General features: G+C 68.1%; 16 protein-coding genes. 11 read left to right on the top strand and 5 right to left on the bottom strand.

The features are described from left to right. The first annotated feature begins 2 nt into the window (after nt 1-2). From NMI01S_RS03460 to NMI01S_RS03450, 3 genes are read left to right on the top strand one after another with little or no spacing between them, the layout of a single operon-like run. Nucleotides 3-950, top strand: a complete 948-nt coding sequence (locus tag NMI01S_RS03460; protein ID WP_084512232.1) for a bifunctional MaoC family dehydratase N-terminal/OB-fold nucleic acid binding domain-containing protein — start codon at nt 3-5, stop codon at nt 948-950. After that, nucleotides 947-1,366, top strand: a complete 420-nt coding sequence (locus NMI01S_RS03455) for a MaoC family dehydratase (RefSeq protein WP_062994513.1) — start codon at nt 947-949, stop codon at nt 1,364-1,366. Before NMI01S_RS03460 ends, NMI01S_RS03455 begins: the two co-directional genes overlap by 4 nt. Beyond that, on the top strand, nt 1,363-2,538 hold the full coding sequence (locus tag NMI01S_RS03450) for a lipid-transfer protein (protein WP_062994512.1): 1,176 nt from the start codon (nt 1,363-1,365) through the stop codon (nt 2,536-2,538). The genes NMI01S_RS03455 and NMI01S_RS03450 overlap by 4 nt, the downstream gene beginning before the upstream one ends. 68 nt (nt 2,539-2,606) lie before the next feature. On the opposite strand, the gene NMI01S_RS03445 is transcribed toward NMI01S_RS03450, so the two are convergent. Beyond that, a complete protein-coding gene (locus NMI01S_RS03445; protein ID WP_062994511.1) occupies nt 2,607-3,212 on the bottom strand; it encodes a TetR/AcrR family transcriptional regulator in 606 nt (201 codons plus the stop codon). 87 nt (nt 3,213-3,299) lie between these two features. Between NMI01S_RS03445 and zapE the strand changes: the two genes are divergently transcribed. The 6 genes from zapE to NMI01S_RS03415 all read left to right on the top strand — a co-directional run bounded on the left by zapE (nt 3,300) and on the right by NMI01S_RS03415 (nt 8,741). Next, nucleotides 3,300-4,358 carry a cell division protein ZapE gene (zapE, locus tag NMI01S_RS03440; protein WP_167669862.1) on the top strand — a complete coding sequence of 353 codons (1,059 nt, stop codon included), beginning with the start codon at nt 3,300-3,302 and terminating at the stop codon, nt 4,356-4,358. Nucleotides 4,359-4,574: 216 nt separating this feature from the next. Then, nucleotides 4,575-5,513 (top strand): DUF4129 domain-containing protein, encoded by a 939-nt coding sequence (locus NMI01S_RS03435; RefSeq protein WP_245716683.1) that lies wholly within the window; start codon nt 4,575-4,577, stop codon nt 5,511-5,513. A 5-nt stretch (nt 5,514-5,518) separates the two neighbouring features. Beyond that, nucleotides 5,519-6,013 carry a hypothetical protein gene (locus NMI01S_RS03430; RefSeq protein WP_062994769.1) on the top strand — a complete coding sequence of 165 codons (495 nt, stop codon included), beginning with the start codon at nt 5,519-5,521 and terminating at the stop codon, nt 6,011-6,013. A gap of 48 nt (nt 6,014-6,061) precedes the next feature. Continuing rightward, nucleotides 6,062-7,024, top strand: a complete 963-nt coding sequence (locus NMI01S_RS03425) for an AAA family ATPase (RefSeq protein ID WP_062994510.1) — start codon at nt 6,062-6,064, stop codon at nt 7,022-7,024. Further along, nucleotides 7,021-8,295 carry a DUF58 domain-containing protein gene (locus NMI01S_RS03420; protein WP_062994509.1) on the top strand — a complete coding sequence of 425 codons (1,275 nt, stop codon included), beginning with the start codon at nt 7,021-7,023 and terminating at the stop codon, nt 8,293-8,295. Before NMI01S_RS03425 ends, NMI01S_RS03420 begins: the two co-directional genes overlap by 4 nt. After that, a complete protein-coding gene (locus NMI01S_RS03415; protein WP_062994508.1) occupies nt 8,292-8,741 on the top strand; it encodes a hypothetical protein in 450 nt (149 codons plus the stop codon). The genes NMI01S_RS03420 and NMI01S_RS03415 overlap by 4 nt, the downstream gene beginning before the upstream one ends. Nucleotides 8,742-9,034: 293 nt before the next feature. Here the strand turns inward: NMI01S_RS03415 and NMI01S_RS03410 are convergent, their stop codons facing one another. From NMI01S_RS03410 to kstD, 4 genes are all read right to left on the bottom strand, one after another. Further along, nucleotides 9,035-9,382 carry a hypothetical protein gene (locus NMI01S_RS03410; RefSeq protein ID WP_062994507.1) on the bottom strand — a complete coding sequence of 116 codons (348 nt, stop codon included), beginning with the start codon at nt 9,380-9,382 and terminating at the stop codon, nt 9,035-9,037. A 2-nt stretch (nt 9,383-9,384) separates the two neighbouring features. Next, nucleotides 9,385-9,846: a type II toxin-antitoxin system Phd/YefM family antitoxin gene (locus NMI01S_RS03405; protein WP_062994506.1), complete on the bottom strand. Its 462-nt coding sequence runs from the start codon at nt 9,844-9,846 to the stop codon at nt 9,385-9,387. A gap of 190 nt (nt 9,847-10,036) precedes the next feature. Then, complete coding sequence (chsH3, locus tag NMI01S_RS03400; protein ID WP_062994505.1) at nt 10,037-10,900, bottom strand: enoyl-CoA hydratase ChsH3; 864 nt, start codon at nt 10,898-10,900, stop codon at nt 10,037-10,039. Between the two features lie 184 nt (nt 10,901-11,084). Further along, nucleotides 11,085-12,800, bottom strand: a complete 1,716-nt coding sequence (gene kstD / locus NMI01S_RS03395) for a 3-oxosteroid 1-dehydrogenase (RefSeq protein ID WP_062994504.1) — start codon at nt 12,798-12,800, stop codon at nt 11,085-11,087. 143 nt (nt 12,801-12,943) lie between these two features. Between kstD and NMI01S_RS03390 the strand changes: the two genes are divergently transcribed. Both NMI01S_RS03390 and NMI01S_RS03385 read left to right on the top strand, forming a co-directional pair. After that, complete coding sequence (locus NMI01S_RS03390) at nt 12,944-13,729, top strand: 2-keto-4-pentenoate hydratase (RefSeq protein ID WP_030517292.1); 786 nt, start codon at nt 12,944-12,946, stop codon at nt 13,727-13,729. A 10-nt stretch (nt 13,730-13,739) separates the two neighbouring features. Then, the gene (locus tag NMI01S_RS03385) at nt 13,740-14,651 is read left to right on the top strand and encodes an acetaldehyde dehydrogenase (acetylating) (RefSeq protein ID WP_062994503.1); all 912 of its coding nucleotides are present in this window, start codon (nt 13,740-13,742) and stop codon (nt 14,649-14,651) included. Nucleotides 14,652-14,656 lie beyond the last annotated feature (5 nt).

The following is a 14,656-nucleotide window of genomic DNA, read 5'->3' as shown; positions in this document are numbered from 1 at the left end:
CCATGACGGCGGAAGAGATCCTCGCCGCCGGCGAGAAGATCCAGCAGCTGGGCGAATCCGCTCCGCGCCTCGGCCGCGACCCGGTGAACCAGCCGATGATCAACAACTGGGTCGAGGCGCTGGGCGACGCCAACCCGATCTACGTCGACGACGAGGCCGCCCGCGCCGCCGGACATCCCGGCATCGTCGCGCCGCCGGCCATGGCCCAGGTGTGGACCATGCCCGGCCTGCACGGATCTCGGCCCGCCGACGATCCGATGAACGCGGTCAACGATCTGCTCGACGCCGCCGGTTACACCTCGGTGGTGGCGACCAACTGTGAGCAGACCTACCACCGCTACCTACGCCTCGGCGAGCGGCCGGTGGCACGCACCAGACTGCGAGAACTGGTGGGGCCCAAGCGCACCGGACTCGGTGAGGGCTGGTTCGCCACCTACCTGCTGACCTGGTACGTCGATGACGAGCCGGTCACCGAGATGCTGTTCCGCATGTTGAAATTCGCCCCCGGTACGGCGAAGCCGGCCGCGGCCCCGGGAGAGGTGTCGGCGGAGGACCTGGCGAAGCGGGTCCGGCCCACCGTGTCGAAGGACACCGAATTCTTCTGGGACGGAACGAAACTCGGCGAGCTGCGGATCCAACGCCGGCCGGACGGGACGCTGCAGCATCCGCCGGTTCCGGCGCTGTGGAAGGACCACACCGAACAGTCCGACTACGTGGTGGCCTCCGGCCGCGGCACCGTCTTCAGTTTCGTGGTGCACCACGCGCCGAAGGTGCCCGGCCGGCAGGTGCCGTATGTCGTCGCCCTGGTCGAACTCGAGGAGGGTGTGCGCATGCTCGGCGAGCTGCGCGGCATCGACCCCGCCGAGGTCGAGGTGGGGCTGCCCGTCGAAGTGGGCTTCCAGCAGCTCGACGACGACAACACCGTGCCCTACTGGAAGGCCGTGCGATGACCTCCACGATTCAGCCCGCCGCCGTGCGGGTCGGAACCACTCTGCCCGAGTTGGTGATTCACGCCGACCCGACCTTCGTGGTCGCCACCGCGCTGGCCACCCGCGACTTCCAGGACGTGCACCACGACCGCGACAAGGCCGTCGAGCGCGGGTCCAAGGACATCTTCGTCAACATCCTCACCGACACCGGCCTGGTGCAGCGATTCGTCACCGATTGGGCGGGGCCGGGGGCGGTCGTGAAATCCGTCGCCCTGCGCCTGGGTGTGCCGCTGTACGCGGGTGACACCCTGACGCTCAGCGGAACCGTGGCGGCCGTGGACGGCGCGGACATCACCATCGAGGTGGTCGGCAAGGACAGCCTCGGCGACCACATCACGGCGAAAGCCGTTATCTCCCTGCAGGAGGCACGCCAGTGACGGGTCTGAGCCGCCGCGCCGCCATCGTCGGCATCGGCGCCACCGATTTCTCCAAGGACTCCGGCCGCAGCGAACTGCGTCTCGCCGCCGAGGCCGTCACCGCCGCCCTCGCGGACGCGGGGCTGAGCCCCGCCGATGTGGACGGACTGACGACCTTCACGATGGATACCAACACCCAGGCCGCGGTCGCGCGGGCCACCGGTATCCCGAGCCTGAAGTTCTTCAGCAACATCCCGTTCGGCGGCGGCGCGGCGGCCGCGACCGTGCAGCAGGCCGCGATGGCGGTCGCCACCGGAGTCGCGGATGTCGTGGTGGCCTACCGCGCGTTCAACGAGCGGTCCGGAAATCGCTTCGGGCAGTTCGCGACTCATCTCGCGACCGGCAATCCCAGCTCGTCCGGAGTGGACAACGCGTTCTCCTATACGCACGGCCTGGGCACTCCGGCCGCGCAGGTCGCCATGGTGGCCCGGCGCTATATGCACGTATACGGCGCGAGCAGTGCGGATTTCGGCCGGGTGGCGGTCGCCGACCGCAAGCACGCCGCGGTGAATCCGGCGGCCCACTTCTACGGCAAGCCGATCACGCTGGACGATCACCAGGCCTCGCGCTGGATCGCGGAACCGTTGCATCTGCTGGATTGCTGCCAGGAGACCGACGGCGGGGTGGCCATCGTGGTCACCAGCGCCGAGCGCGCCCGGGACCTGCCGAACAAGCCCGCGCTGATCGCCGGTGCCGCCCAGGGTTCCGGCGCGGACCAGTACGTGATGACCAGCTATTACCGCGACGCCCTGACCGGCCTGCCGGAAATGGGCCTGGTGGGTGACCAGCTGTGGGCGCAGAGCGAGTTGCGGCCCGACGATATGCAGGCGGCCATTCTCTACGACCACTTCACCCCGTTCGTGCTCATGCAGCTCGAGGAGCTGGGCTTCTGCGGTCGCGGCGAGGGTAAGGATTTCGTCGCCGACGGGGCGATCGAAATCGGCGGCCGGCTGCCGCTCAACACCCACGGCGGCCAGCTGGGTGAGGCCTACATCCACGGAATGAACGGCATCGCCGAGGGGGTGCGCCAGATTCGCGGCAACTCGGTGAATCAGGTCGAGGGCCTGGAGAACATCGTCGTCACCGCCGGCACCGGCGTGCCGACCTCCGGGCTGGTGCTGACCGCGGCCTGATCCGGGCGCCCGTGGGGCATGAACTACGAAAAGATCGGGCCTCACCCGACCGGGGCCCGCCACGGCGGCTATCCGGCCCCCGCGCGTAGTTGTGCTCGTAGCGGGCGGGCCAGCTGTTCGACACTCCGCGCTGTTCCGGCCGCCGAACCTGTTCGCGCACCGGCGAATCGGTCGAAGACCAAGCCCTCGATGACGGCGATGTAATCGGACGCGGCCGTGTCGGGGTCGGTGGCGCCCAGCACGCGGAACAGCTCACGGGCGTGCGAATGGGAGAACAGACTCGCGACCAGGCGGGGATGCAGGTCGGGGTCGCCGAGTAGGTCGGTGATCAGCATGTGGCGGGCGATCAGATGGTTACGGCGTTGTGCCAGTAGGTCGTCCAGCCACGCGGCCACCGCGGCGGCGATGTGGTCCGGGTCGGTGGCAGGCAGGTCCGCGGCGCGGAAATCGGTGCGCGACCGCTCGGTGATCGCGTCCACGATGGCCTCGACGAGTGCGCGCTTGGTGCGGAAGTAGTACGAGGTCGAACCGGGCGGTAGGCCGGCCTCGGTATCGAGGGCCCGATGAGTCAGCGCCCGCAGCCCCGCGCGAGCGATCAGGTCGATCGCCGTGCCGATGATGAGCTCGCGCCGGTCCGCGACCCGCACATCACCCGCCGGACGTGGTGTGGACATCGTCACCTTCTCTCGTCTCGCGCCCGATCATCCTCTACAAGTGTAGAGGTGCTCTACAGGTGTAGAGCCCTCAGGAGGGTGGAGATCGTGGACGGACCGGTTCTCGATGACGATCAGCGCACTGCCGCGGCGGCCCTGGCCACGGTGGCCAGGCGATGGAGTCGGCGTCGCTGGGCATTTTCGCGCGGCTTCGGTTCGCATGCCCTGCCGTCGGCACTCTCGCGGCCCGTCCCGCGCGGGGTGTACCTGCACGGTCGTCCCGGCCGCGGCAAGACGATGCTCATGGACGAGTTCTTCGCGCGGGTGGATTCGAAACGTAAGTGCCGCTTCCACTTTCATCAGTTCTTCGCCCGGCTCCATACCGCGATCGCCGAATCCGGCGGTCTGCCGGCCGCGCTGGACGCACTGCTCGGCGACACCGAACTGATCTGTTTCGACGAATTCCACGTTCACGACGTCGGCGACGCCGTACTGCTGACCCGCCTGCTCCAGGCACTGTTCGCGCGCCGCATCGTGCTGGTGGCGACCTCGAACTATCCACCCGAGCAGCTGCTGCCCAATCCGCTGCATCACGCGAAATTCGAGCCCGCCATCGCGCTGCTGCGCGCCCATCTGGCCGTGGTCGCGGTCGACGGACCGCAGGATTACCGCGCTCGCGGGTACCCGGACCGGACCTGTGATCGGACCGGATTCGCGAGCGGGCGCTACGTCCGCGGGCACCGGCCCGGTGCCGACCGGCCGGCCGCGGTGCCGATCGCCCATCTCCTGTTGCGGGCGAGGGCGGCGGAGGCGGACCAGCTGGTCATCGATTTCGACGAAATCTGCGGGAAGCCCTTGTCGGCCATCGACTTTCTGGCCCTCACCCACACCTACCGGCGCTGGGTCGTGTGCGCGGTGCCGCCACTGCGGCGGGTTCGGGTCGATGCGGTGACGCGCCTGGTCAACCTGGTCGACGTGCTCTACGACGCCGATCTGCCCCTCACCCTCTACACCGAGGTTCCGCTGCCGGAGTTGGTCCGCGACGTTGCCGACGTCCCGGATCTCGAACGCACCGCGAGCCGGCTGGGCCGCTTGCCCGGCGCTCGCCCGGTGAGCGTCGGGCAAGCGGCCGGGTCGGCGGGAAGCATGGCGGCCGCCCCGTCGTGAGGGGTCCGCCGAAGTGAAGTGCATGCGTTTGGACGGATCTGCCGGAAACGAGGTCATTTGCTGTTCCCGGTCACAGTTTCGCCGGCTGTCAACTGGCGGCTAGGGGCATAGACCGAACCGGTCACCGTCCGGTGTCACGATTTCCCTCCTCACGGACCGTTCGGCATGTAACGATGTGCCTGTTTGTGCAGTTCGGATGTTTTCTGGGAGAGGCCCGTGGCCGGGGTGAGAACGGCGATACCACGCGCGATCGGGCTGATCGCACTGATGGCGTGCGTCGTCTTCGCGCTGCGCGGATACCTGCCGGGCACCGGCGGCCCGCATGCACCGTCCCCGCCCTCGGCGGTGACGGTGGCACTCATGCCGGTGCTGTCGCTGGTATCGGTGGTGATCCTGCTGGCCGGGGTACTGACCAGCCAGCACCACCTGCCGCTGGCGATGGCCGAGGTCGACCGTGACCGTCGGCGCCAGCCGTTCCGATTGAGCCGGTTCGGGATCGTGATAGTCATCGGCACCGCCGTAGCGGCCGTGCTGACCGCGATCGTGTGGGCGATATATCTGCTCGCCGGCGGCCGCGAGGAAGCTCCGGCGCCGCGTTCGAATCCGCCCGCTACCGCACAGCCGGCCGAAACGACCGCGCCGCCGACCACCCAGCCGTTCTCCGGCACCCCGGAGTTGAGCGGCCACGCCCTGCTGTTCGTGGGCGTGTGCGCCGCGGTGCTGGTGGCGGTCGCGATCCTCGGTCTCGGCGTGGTGGCCTTCGGCGCCCGCGACGGCCGCGGCGCACCGGCGGTTCCGTCCGCGCCCGCACCCGCCGAGACGCCGGTCTCGCTGGCACAGGTCGCCGAGATGGGCCTGGCCGCGATGATGGCCTCCGGAAAGGACGCGCGCGCCGCGATCATCGCCTGCTATGTCGCGATGGAGAGCGGTCTGGCGCAGGCCCGCGAGGTGGCGCCACTGATTTCCGACACCCCTTCGGAGGTGCTGGCGCGCGCCTTCGACCGCGGCGTTCTGCACGACGCCTCGGCCCGCGAACTGGTGACGCTGTTCGAGGAGGCCCGGTTCAGCCCGCATTCCATCTTGGAGTGGCAGCGCATGCGTGCCGAACAACTGCTGCGCATAGTGCTGGCGGATCTCCAGGGGGCGCGGCTGTGACCCGGATGACGATCGTGGTCGGCGCGGTGGCGATGATCGCGCTGATCGAGTTGGTCGGCCTGAGCAACCAGCGCGAGATGTTGCCGATCCTGGCCGGGGTGCCGGTGCTCGGCGCCCTGGCACTGCTGCTGTGGTCCCTGGTCGAGCGTTCCCGGGCGCGGGACCGTGCCGACGCCGACGACCACGACTTCGAGAACGGCCCGGCCGAAATGCTGAGCCGCTGGCAGGCGCGGGCACAGATGCTCGCGACCCGCGCCGACGGCACCCGGGCCGATTGGGATCGCTATCTGCGCCCGCTGCTGGCCAAGGAGTTCGAATTGTCCAGCGGTCATCGGATCGCGAAGAACCGCAAGGCCACCGAGGCCGCCGGCCGGCTGCAGTTCGGTCCGGAACTGTGGCGCTGGGTGGATCCGGCCAATTCGTCGCCGCGTGATCAGAACACGCGCGCGCCCGGCCGGGCCGCGCTCGACGAGATTCTACGTCGCTTGCAGAGCATGTGAGCCCTTGCCGAACATGTGAAATGGGTTGGAACTAGTGCGAGATCGGATATGACGACACCTTTGGATGTGACCATCAAACGCACCGATGCGGTGCTGCGGGAGATCGCCCGCGTCGTGGTCGGCAAACGCGAAGAGCTGCAGCTGATCATGGTCGCGGTGCTGTCGGGCGGCCACATCCTGATCGAGGATCTACCGGGCCTGGGCAAGACGCTCATCGCCCGATCCTTCGCGGCCGCATTGGGTTTGGACTTCACACGGGTGCAGTTCACGCCCGACCTGCTGCCCGCGGATCTGATCGGCTCGACGATCTACGACATGGCCTCGGGCCGGTTCAACTTCCGTCGCGGGCCCGTCTTCACGAACATGCTGCTCGCCGACGAGATCAACCGCACGCCGCCCAAGACACAGGCCGCGCTGCTCGAGGCGATGGCCGAGGGCCAGGTCAGCATCGACGGCGAAACCTTCCCGCTGCCACAGCCTTTCGTCGTGCTGGCTACCGACAATCCGATCGAGTACGAGGGCACCTATCCGTTACCGGAGGCCCAGCTGGACCGATTCGCCATGCAGTTACGGCTGGGATATCTGTCGGAGAAGGACGAGACCCACATGATCCGCCGCCGGCTCGAACGCGGCGCGGTCACCCCGCAGGTGGGGCAGGTGGTGGACGCACAGGGTCTGGTGGAGATGCGGCAGGCGGTCGAATTCGTCACCGTCCACCCGGATGTGGTGACGTACGTGGTCGCGCTGGCGGCCGCCACCCGCGGTCATCCGCAGGTCGAGGTCGGCGCGAGTCCCCGCGCCGAACTGGATCTGGTGCAGATGGCCCGCGCCCGGGCGCTGCTGCTCGGGCGCGACTACGTGATCCCGGAGGATGTGAAGGCGCTGGCGGTTCCGGCGATGGCGCACCGGATCACGCTGCGCCCGGAGATGTGGGTGCGCCGGATCCGTGGCGAGGACGTGATCTCCGAATTGCTGCGCCGCCTGCCCGTACCGCGCGCGACGGTGACATGAGACATCGCGACACCACCTCGGCGAGCGAGGTCGATCTGCGCTGGCGGCCCGCGCCACTGGTGTACATGCTGGCGGTCGCCGCCGCGGTCGCGCTGGTGCCGGCGATCATGCTGGATCGGTGGCAGCTGGCGGTCTTCGCGGCGCCGATGCTCGGCGTCCTGGCCACCGCGCCGATTCAGGTGTCGCGCACGAGGGTTCAGGTCGACGGCGGCGGGATTCTGCGCTGCTTCGAATCCGAGGAGGTCGAGCTGCCGGTCGCCGCGTTCGTCGAACACGGGCACGCGCTGCTGCGCTGCCGTCCCGAGGAGGCGAGCGGACTCGAGGTGCGCGTGGAGGAGTCCTCCGATTCCGGACCGGCTCCGGCGGGCCTGCGGTTGGCGCTGTCCACGCAGCGCTGGGGCCGCTATCCGGTGACGGTGCGGCTGACGGCGTTGAGCCCGGCCGGTCTGGCCCAGGCCGCTGCGAGTGTCGCGGCCGGCGAGGTCTACGTATATCCGATCGCGGACCCACAGCGAATGCGCTTGCCGCGCACCGAACTTCCGGAAAGGATCGGTACCCATCTGACCCGCCGGCATGGTCCGGGCGTGGAATACGCCGATATTCGCGCCTACGCTCCCGGTGACGAATTGCGCATCGTCAACTGGCCGGTGAGTGCGCGTCGCGGCCGGTTGTACGTCACCCAACGGCTCACCAATCGCGCCGCGGATGTCGTTGTGCTGGTGGATACCTCGTTGCAGGCGCCGGGTCCGGCCTCGGATTCGATGGAGCTGACGGTGCGCGGCGCCGCACAGGTCGCGCAGACCGCGCTGCAGGCGGGCGACCGTACCGCCGTGGTGTGCCTGGGCCGCGCACCGCGCTGGCTGCGGCCCGATATCGGACGCCGCCAGTTCTATCGCATCATCGACACGGTGCTCGGCGTGGGCGACGAGCACATACCCAATGTCGGCACCCTGGCCCCGCATTCGGCGGTACCGATCGGCGCGGTCGTGGTCGCGTTCTCGACCCTGCTCGACACCGAATTCGCGCTGGCCCTGATCGACCTGCGCAAACGCGGACATGCCGTGGTGGTGGTCGACGTGCTGCGCGGCACGCCGTTCAAGGACGGGCTGGATCCGACGCTGGCCCGGATGTGGCAGTTGGAACGCACCGCGATGTACCGCGACATGGGCACGGTCGGTGTGGATATCGTGCCGTGGCCCGAGGGGGCTCGCCTCGACCAGGCGATGCGCCTGCTGCCCGAACATCGGCGCATGGTGCGGGTGAAGCGATGACGAGATTTCTGGCCGTACTGTCCGGGCTGCTGCTGACCACCGCGGTGGGCATCGTGCTGCCGTGGGCGGCCATTCCGGTTTTCGTCGCGGTGGTCGTCGGCTGGCGGTTCCGCACGGTGGCGGTGCTGGCGGTGCTGATCGCCCTCGGCGCGTTGGCGTGGGCCGATACCGGTGCGCTGGCCGCCGCCGGGACGGGTCTGGTGGCGACCACCTATCTGCTCAACACCGCCACCCTGCACGCCCCGGCCGGTGTGGTTCCCACCACATTGCCGTCGGTCGTCGGGGCGCTCGGTTTCGCGGCGGCGGCGGTGCTGGCGACGCTGATTCCGGGACGGCTGGCGTGGCTGCCGCTGCTGGCCCCGGTGCTGGTCATCGTGTTGTACGCGGCGATCGTGCAGGGCCTGATCGGGCCCGAGGACGCCCTGGATACGGCGGAACCGACGTAGTCGACCGAGCGTGATATACCCCACAACCAGGGTGTTTGCCCTACTACGCGATGTCGTGGTTCCCTACTACACCTTGTAGTCTGATGGCATGTGGATTATCCCGATCATCGCCGTCATCTGTTCCGTCGCGATCGCCGGCCTGTTCGCCACCGGCTTCCCGGACTGACGCCGACAGGCCCCGCCCGGAACATCTGCGAACCGGGATGAACGACCGCCCGACCGGCACTGCCGATCGGGCGGTTCTTCGTTCGGAGCTGGGCTTCAGGTCGGCCGATGCGCTTCTGGGGCCCTGCCTACTTTGTCTCGTTCGGATGGCTGGTGTGTACCTGTTCCAGGTAGACCGTGCGGTCCTCGACGAAGAACCAAATGCGGGCGGTGCCCTTGAGTGTCGGCTTGTGCTGCCAACGCTCATGGACCTCATTCCCGCGGGTGATCGCGCCGAGGTCGCCGCGCAACGGATAGTTGGTCGGTGTCTTCGCGAGGGGTGTTCGCGTCAGGAAGTCCCAGGCCTCGGCCAAGGGATTCCGAATCGTCGCAGTGAGATCCTGCCAACCCTTGCGGGCATTGGCGGTCGCGAAGCGGATCTCGTACTCGATCTTCTTCGGAGGACGAGGCACGAGCTCGCCGCGTTTACCGGCCACCGTTACGGCCGCGCCACAACGTCGTAATCGTCGGAGTCCAACCAGTCCAGCTCGGCTTGGCCGAGACCGGCTGCGATGGCGGTTGCGGTCTCGCGCCACGAGGTGAGTTCCGCGAGCGCCAGGTGCGGCTGATCGGTGGAGAACGACGCACGCGCGGCGTCGACGAGGTTCTGAGCGCAGGTGGCCCGGTCCTCGGGCGGCAGTGCGAGCATCCACGGGAACGCCCGAGACATCCGACCGGCGAGGGGGCCGTCGTCGTCCACAGCCACACCGATGAGCTGTGCGGCGAACTCGAGCAAGCGAGCACGAGCCTCCGCCTCGCGCTGCGACATGAGCACGAGGTTCTCGCCGTCACGCCGAGTCACCGTCACCGGATGGTCCTCGGCCTCGGCGAACACCTCGGCGGAGTGCTTGCTCAGGTCCGAGGAGCGGCGCGTGGAGGTGCGGAGAGCTGTTGTGGACACACTCCCATTGTATTCGGAACGTATTCGGAAGTCTAGTGGGATGGGTCGCCGCGACCACGTGCGCCTCGCGTCCCGCCGCGACGACGCACTGGGTATCGATCCCCCCGCCCCGCGTGCCGACCCTCCAGCTCCCGTGCCGAGCGCAAGTCTCTGGAGGGTCGGTGATAGACGGGTCGCGTCGTATGCCGGTTCAGGCGGTGAAGCTCAGCCGCACATCGCTCAGTACCGGGGCGTCCTCGCGTTCGACCACGGTCGCGCCGATGACGAGCTCGTCGCCCTCGCGCCAGATCCGCGATCGGATCGTCTCACCCGGATACAGCACACCGGCGAACCGCGCGCGGAAGCCGGTCACCCGGCTCGCGTCCGAGTCCAGCACGGTGTCGGTCGCGGTCTTGCAGACCAGGCCGTAGGTGCACAGGCCGTGCAGGATCGGGTTGGGAAAGCCTGCGGCACGGGCGAATTCGGGGTCCGAATGCAGGGGGTTGCGGTCACCGCACATGCGGTACAGCAGGGCCTGCTGCGGCAGCGTCGGTGTGAGGACCTCGAAATCCGGGGTCCGATCGGGTAGCACGGCCTTGGTGCTCGGGCCGCGCTCACCACCGAAACCGCCCTCACCCTTGGCGAAGATCGACGAGCGCGCCGTCCACAGCGGCTGCCCGTCGGATCCGGTGATCACCGTCTCGTGGGCGATCACCGCGGCCGAACCCTTGTCCCACACCTCGGTGATCCGCCCGGTGCTGCTCGCCTTGCCCTCGGCCGGAATCGGCCGGTGCACAACGATTTCCTGGCTGCCGTGCACGACCTTGGCCAGGTCGATCTCCACGCCCGGATAGCTCACCTTCGGTGGTTCGGTGACCCGCATCGTCGGTGCGACGGTCGCGAAGGTCGGCAGCACCTGGGGCTCCCGATCGTCCAGATATCGCAGTTCGCCCGGGTCGGTCCAGCGGGTACCGGCGCTCAGGCCCAGGTGGTACAGCTGTACGTCCGAGGGCGTCCAGGAGAACTCCTGGGTCGGAAGTTCCGCTCCGAGAGCGGTTTTCAGGTCGATAGGCATTGTGTGTTCCTTGTTCGCCGACGTATCACGAGTCCCGATCGAGGGGTCCGGAATCCGATCCGATCGGCCGGACCGCCCTCGATCGACAGTGGTGTTGCGGACGCCGCCGCGGGTGGCAGGACCGCTCCCATGGTGCCGGGATCGGGCCGGGCCCCGGCCGCGGGTCCCGCTCACCGGTGCCCGCCTACTTGCTCACCGCGCCGGTGGGCGCCTTCTCCTCGCGCGCCTTCTCGACGATATCCATGACCGCCAGATAACCGAAGGTCAGCGCGGGCCCGATGGTCGCGCCGGGACCGGCGTAGGTGTGGCCCATGACCGGGGTCGAAGAGTTGCCGGAGGCGTAGAGCCCCTCGATCACGGTGCCGTCCGCCCGCAGCACCCGCGCCGCGGTGTCGGTGACCAGGCCGCCCTTGGTGCCCAGGTCGCCGGGCACGATCTTGGCGGCGTAGAACGGGCCCTGCACCAGGGCCGCCAGGCACGGGTTCGGCTTCACGGTCGGATCGCCGTAATAGCGGTCGTAGTGACTCTTGCCGCGGCCGAAGTCCTCGTCCACGCCCTTCTCCGCGAAGGCGTTGAAGCGGGCGACGGTGGCGGCGAGATTGTCCGCCGGCACGCCGAGACGCTGGGCCAGCTCCTCGAGGGTGTCGGCCTTGACGATGTTGTCGTTTTCCATCCAGCGGGACGGAAAGCGCTGGCCCGGCTGCAGCCCGGCGAAGATGTAGCGGTTGCGGTAGCGCTGGTCGAACACCAGCCAGGCGGGAATGTTCTCGCCCGGACCGTCACCCTGACCCCATTTGCCACCGTACATGGTGTGCACGGCCTCGACGTAAGGAGCGGACTCATTACCGAATCGCTTGCCGTCGGCGTTCACCATGATCGCGCCGGGCAGATTGCGCTCGGCCAGCGCGAACCACGGCTTGCCCTCGCCCTTGAAAATGGTCGGCCCCCACCAGGAGTCCTCCATGAAGCCGATATCGGCTCCGACCTCCATGCCCGCCAGGATGCCGTCACCGGTGTTGGCCGCGGCACCCGTGGTCCAGTCGGTGGTGATGGGCTGGCGCTGGTACTTGGTGCGCATCTCGGCGTTGTGCTCGAAACCGCCGGTGCCCAGCACCACGCCGTAGCGGGCTTTGAACACGGTCGGCTCGCCGTCGACGGTCGCCTCCACGCCGACGACCCTGCCGTCCTCGGTGATCAGCTTGGTCAGGGGGGTGTTGAGCAGGACCGGGACGTTCGCGTCCATCAGGCCCTTGCGCATGGCCGCGATGATGGCCTGGCCCATACCCACGATCTGCTTACCGGTGAACTTCGCCAGGTAGGTGCGGGCGCCGACCCGCATCGCCCGCATCATGCCCTTCGGATGCCGCTTGATCAGGTTCAGGCGGACGAAGTCGGTCTGCATGACCACGACATTGAGCGGGGCCTTGGCGTAGGGCGGTTCCAGTTTGGCGGCCTCGGCGCCGAGGACCTTCAGGTTGAACGGCTTGGGCTCACACGACCGGCCGGAGCCCAGCCCGCCGGGGGCCTCGGGGTGGTAGTCGGAGTAGCCCGGCACCCAGGTCATCTTCAGCGGAGAGTGATCGAGGACGAAGTCGAAGGCTTCGGCACCGCGGTCGATGTAGGTGTCGATCTTCTCCTTCGGCACCACGTCACCGATGATGCTGTGCAGGTAGCGGCGGGCCTCCTCCCGGTCGTCGGGCCGGCCGGACGCCTTGAGCGCCTTGTTGCCCGGGATCCACACACCGCCACCACTACGCGCGGTCGAACCGCCGTAGTGCGCGGCCTTCTCGATGAGCACCGCGCGCAGTCCGTGGTGCGCGGCGGCGAGGGCGGCGGTCATTCCGGCGGCGCCGCTGCCGACCACCACCACGTCGTATTCCCGATCAGTCATGTAGAACACGTTATAGAATCGGATCAGGTTCGGTCTATATTGGTCTGGCAGATGGGACTGCTGACACGAGAAAATGCAGGAAAACTCGTTTCAGTTTGTATCCCGTTCACCGGCTGGTCCCCAGACCGAGCGCCCCAATGGAAGGAACAAGCGTGCTGTCCGACGCGGTACGGAATGAACTGGCCGCGGAGCTCGCGGTCGCCGAACGAGACCGGGTGCCGATCGATCCGCTGGTCACGCGGTACGCGGCGATCGACGTGGTCGACGCCTACGAGATCCAGCTCATCAACATCCGGCAGCGGCTGGCCGACGGCGCGAAGGTGGTCGGTCACAAGGTCGGGCTCTCCTCGAAGGCCATGCAGGAGATGATGGGCGTCGACGAGCCCGACTACGGCCATCTGCTCGCCGATATGCAGGTGTTCGAGGACGTTCCGGTCGACACGTCGAAGTACCTGTTCCCGCGCGTCGAGGTCGAGGTCGGTTTCGTGCTGGGCGCGGATCTGCCGGGCGAGGAGTGCACCGAGGCCGACGTGCTGGCCGCGACGGTCGCCTACGCTCCGGCCATCGAGCTCATCGACACCCGCATCAAGAACTGGAACATCGCGTTGTGCGACACCATCGCCGACAACGCGTCCTCGGCCGGCTGGGTGCTCGGGCCGGAGCGGGTGGCCCCGGATGCGCTGGACATCAAGGCGATCGACGCGACTCTGACCCGCAACGGCGAGGTCGTCGCCCAGGGCCGCAGCGACGCGGTACTCGACGATCCGACCATCGCGGTCGCCTGGCTGGCCCGCAAGGTCGCCTCGTTCGGGGTGCGATTGAAGGCCGGCGACATCGTGCTGCCAGGTTCCTGCACCCGCGCCATCGACGCCCGTCCGGGTGACGACTTCCATGCCGAGTTCGCTGGACTCGGTTCCGTCCGTTTGACATTCAGCTGAGGGAGATCAAGTGCCTGACAATGGAAAGGTGACAGCCGCGATCGTCGGCTCCGGGAATATCAGCACCGATCTGCTGTACAAGCTGCTGCGTTCGGAGCGGATCGAGCCGCGCTGGATGATCGGTATCGATCCCGACAGCGAGGGTTTGAAGCGCGCTCGCGGACTGGGGCTCGAGACCTCGCACGAGGGTGCCGACTGGCTGCTCGCGCTGCCGGAGAAGCCGGACATGCTGTTCGAGGCCACCTCGGCCTACGTGCATCGCGAATACGCGCCGAAGTACGAGGCGGCCGGTATCCGCGCGGTGGATCTCACCCCCGCCGCGGTCGGCCCGGCCGTCGTGCCGCCGGTGAACCTGGGCGCCAATATCGACACCCCGAACGTCAACATGATCACCTGCGGTGGGCAGGCGACGATTCCGATCGTCGCGGCCGTTTCGCGCGTGGTCGAGGTGCCCTACGCCGAGATCGTCGCCTCGGTCTCCTCGGTCTCGGCCGGACCCGGCACGCGCGCCAATATCGACGAGTTCACCAAGACCACCAGCAAGGGTGTGGAGACCATCGGTGGTGCCAAGCGCGGTAAGGCGATCATCATCCTCAACCCGGCCGAGCCGCCGATGATCATGCGCGACACCATCTTCGCCGCCATTCCCGAGGATGCCGACACCGACGCGATCAGCGAATCGATCCACCGGATGGTCGCCGACATCCAGGAGTACGTGCCCGGTTACCGCCTGCTCAACGAACCGCAGTTCGACGAGCCGAGCGTGATTTCCGGTGGGATGGCGAAGGTTTCGGTCTTCGTGGAGGTCGAGGGCGCGGGCGACTTCCTGCCGCCGTACGCGGGCAACCTCGACATCATGACCGCCGCTGCCACCCGGGTGGGCGAGGTCATGGCCGAACAGATCCTCACGGCTCGGGTCTAGGAGGG

This window comes from Nocardia mikamii NBRC 108933, from assembly GCF_001613505.1.
Classification (GTDB): Bacteria; Actinomycetota; Actinomycetes; order Mycobacteriales; family Mycobacteriaceae; genus Nocardia; species Nocardia mikamii.
The sequence above is the reverse complement of the archived record's forward strand: the minus strand, read 5'-3'. Positions and strand labels throughout refer to the sequence as shown.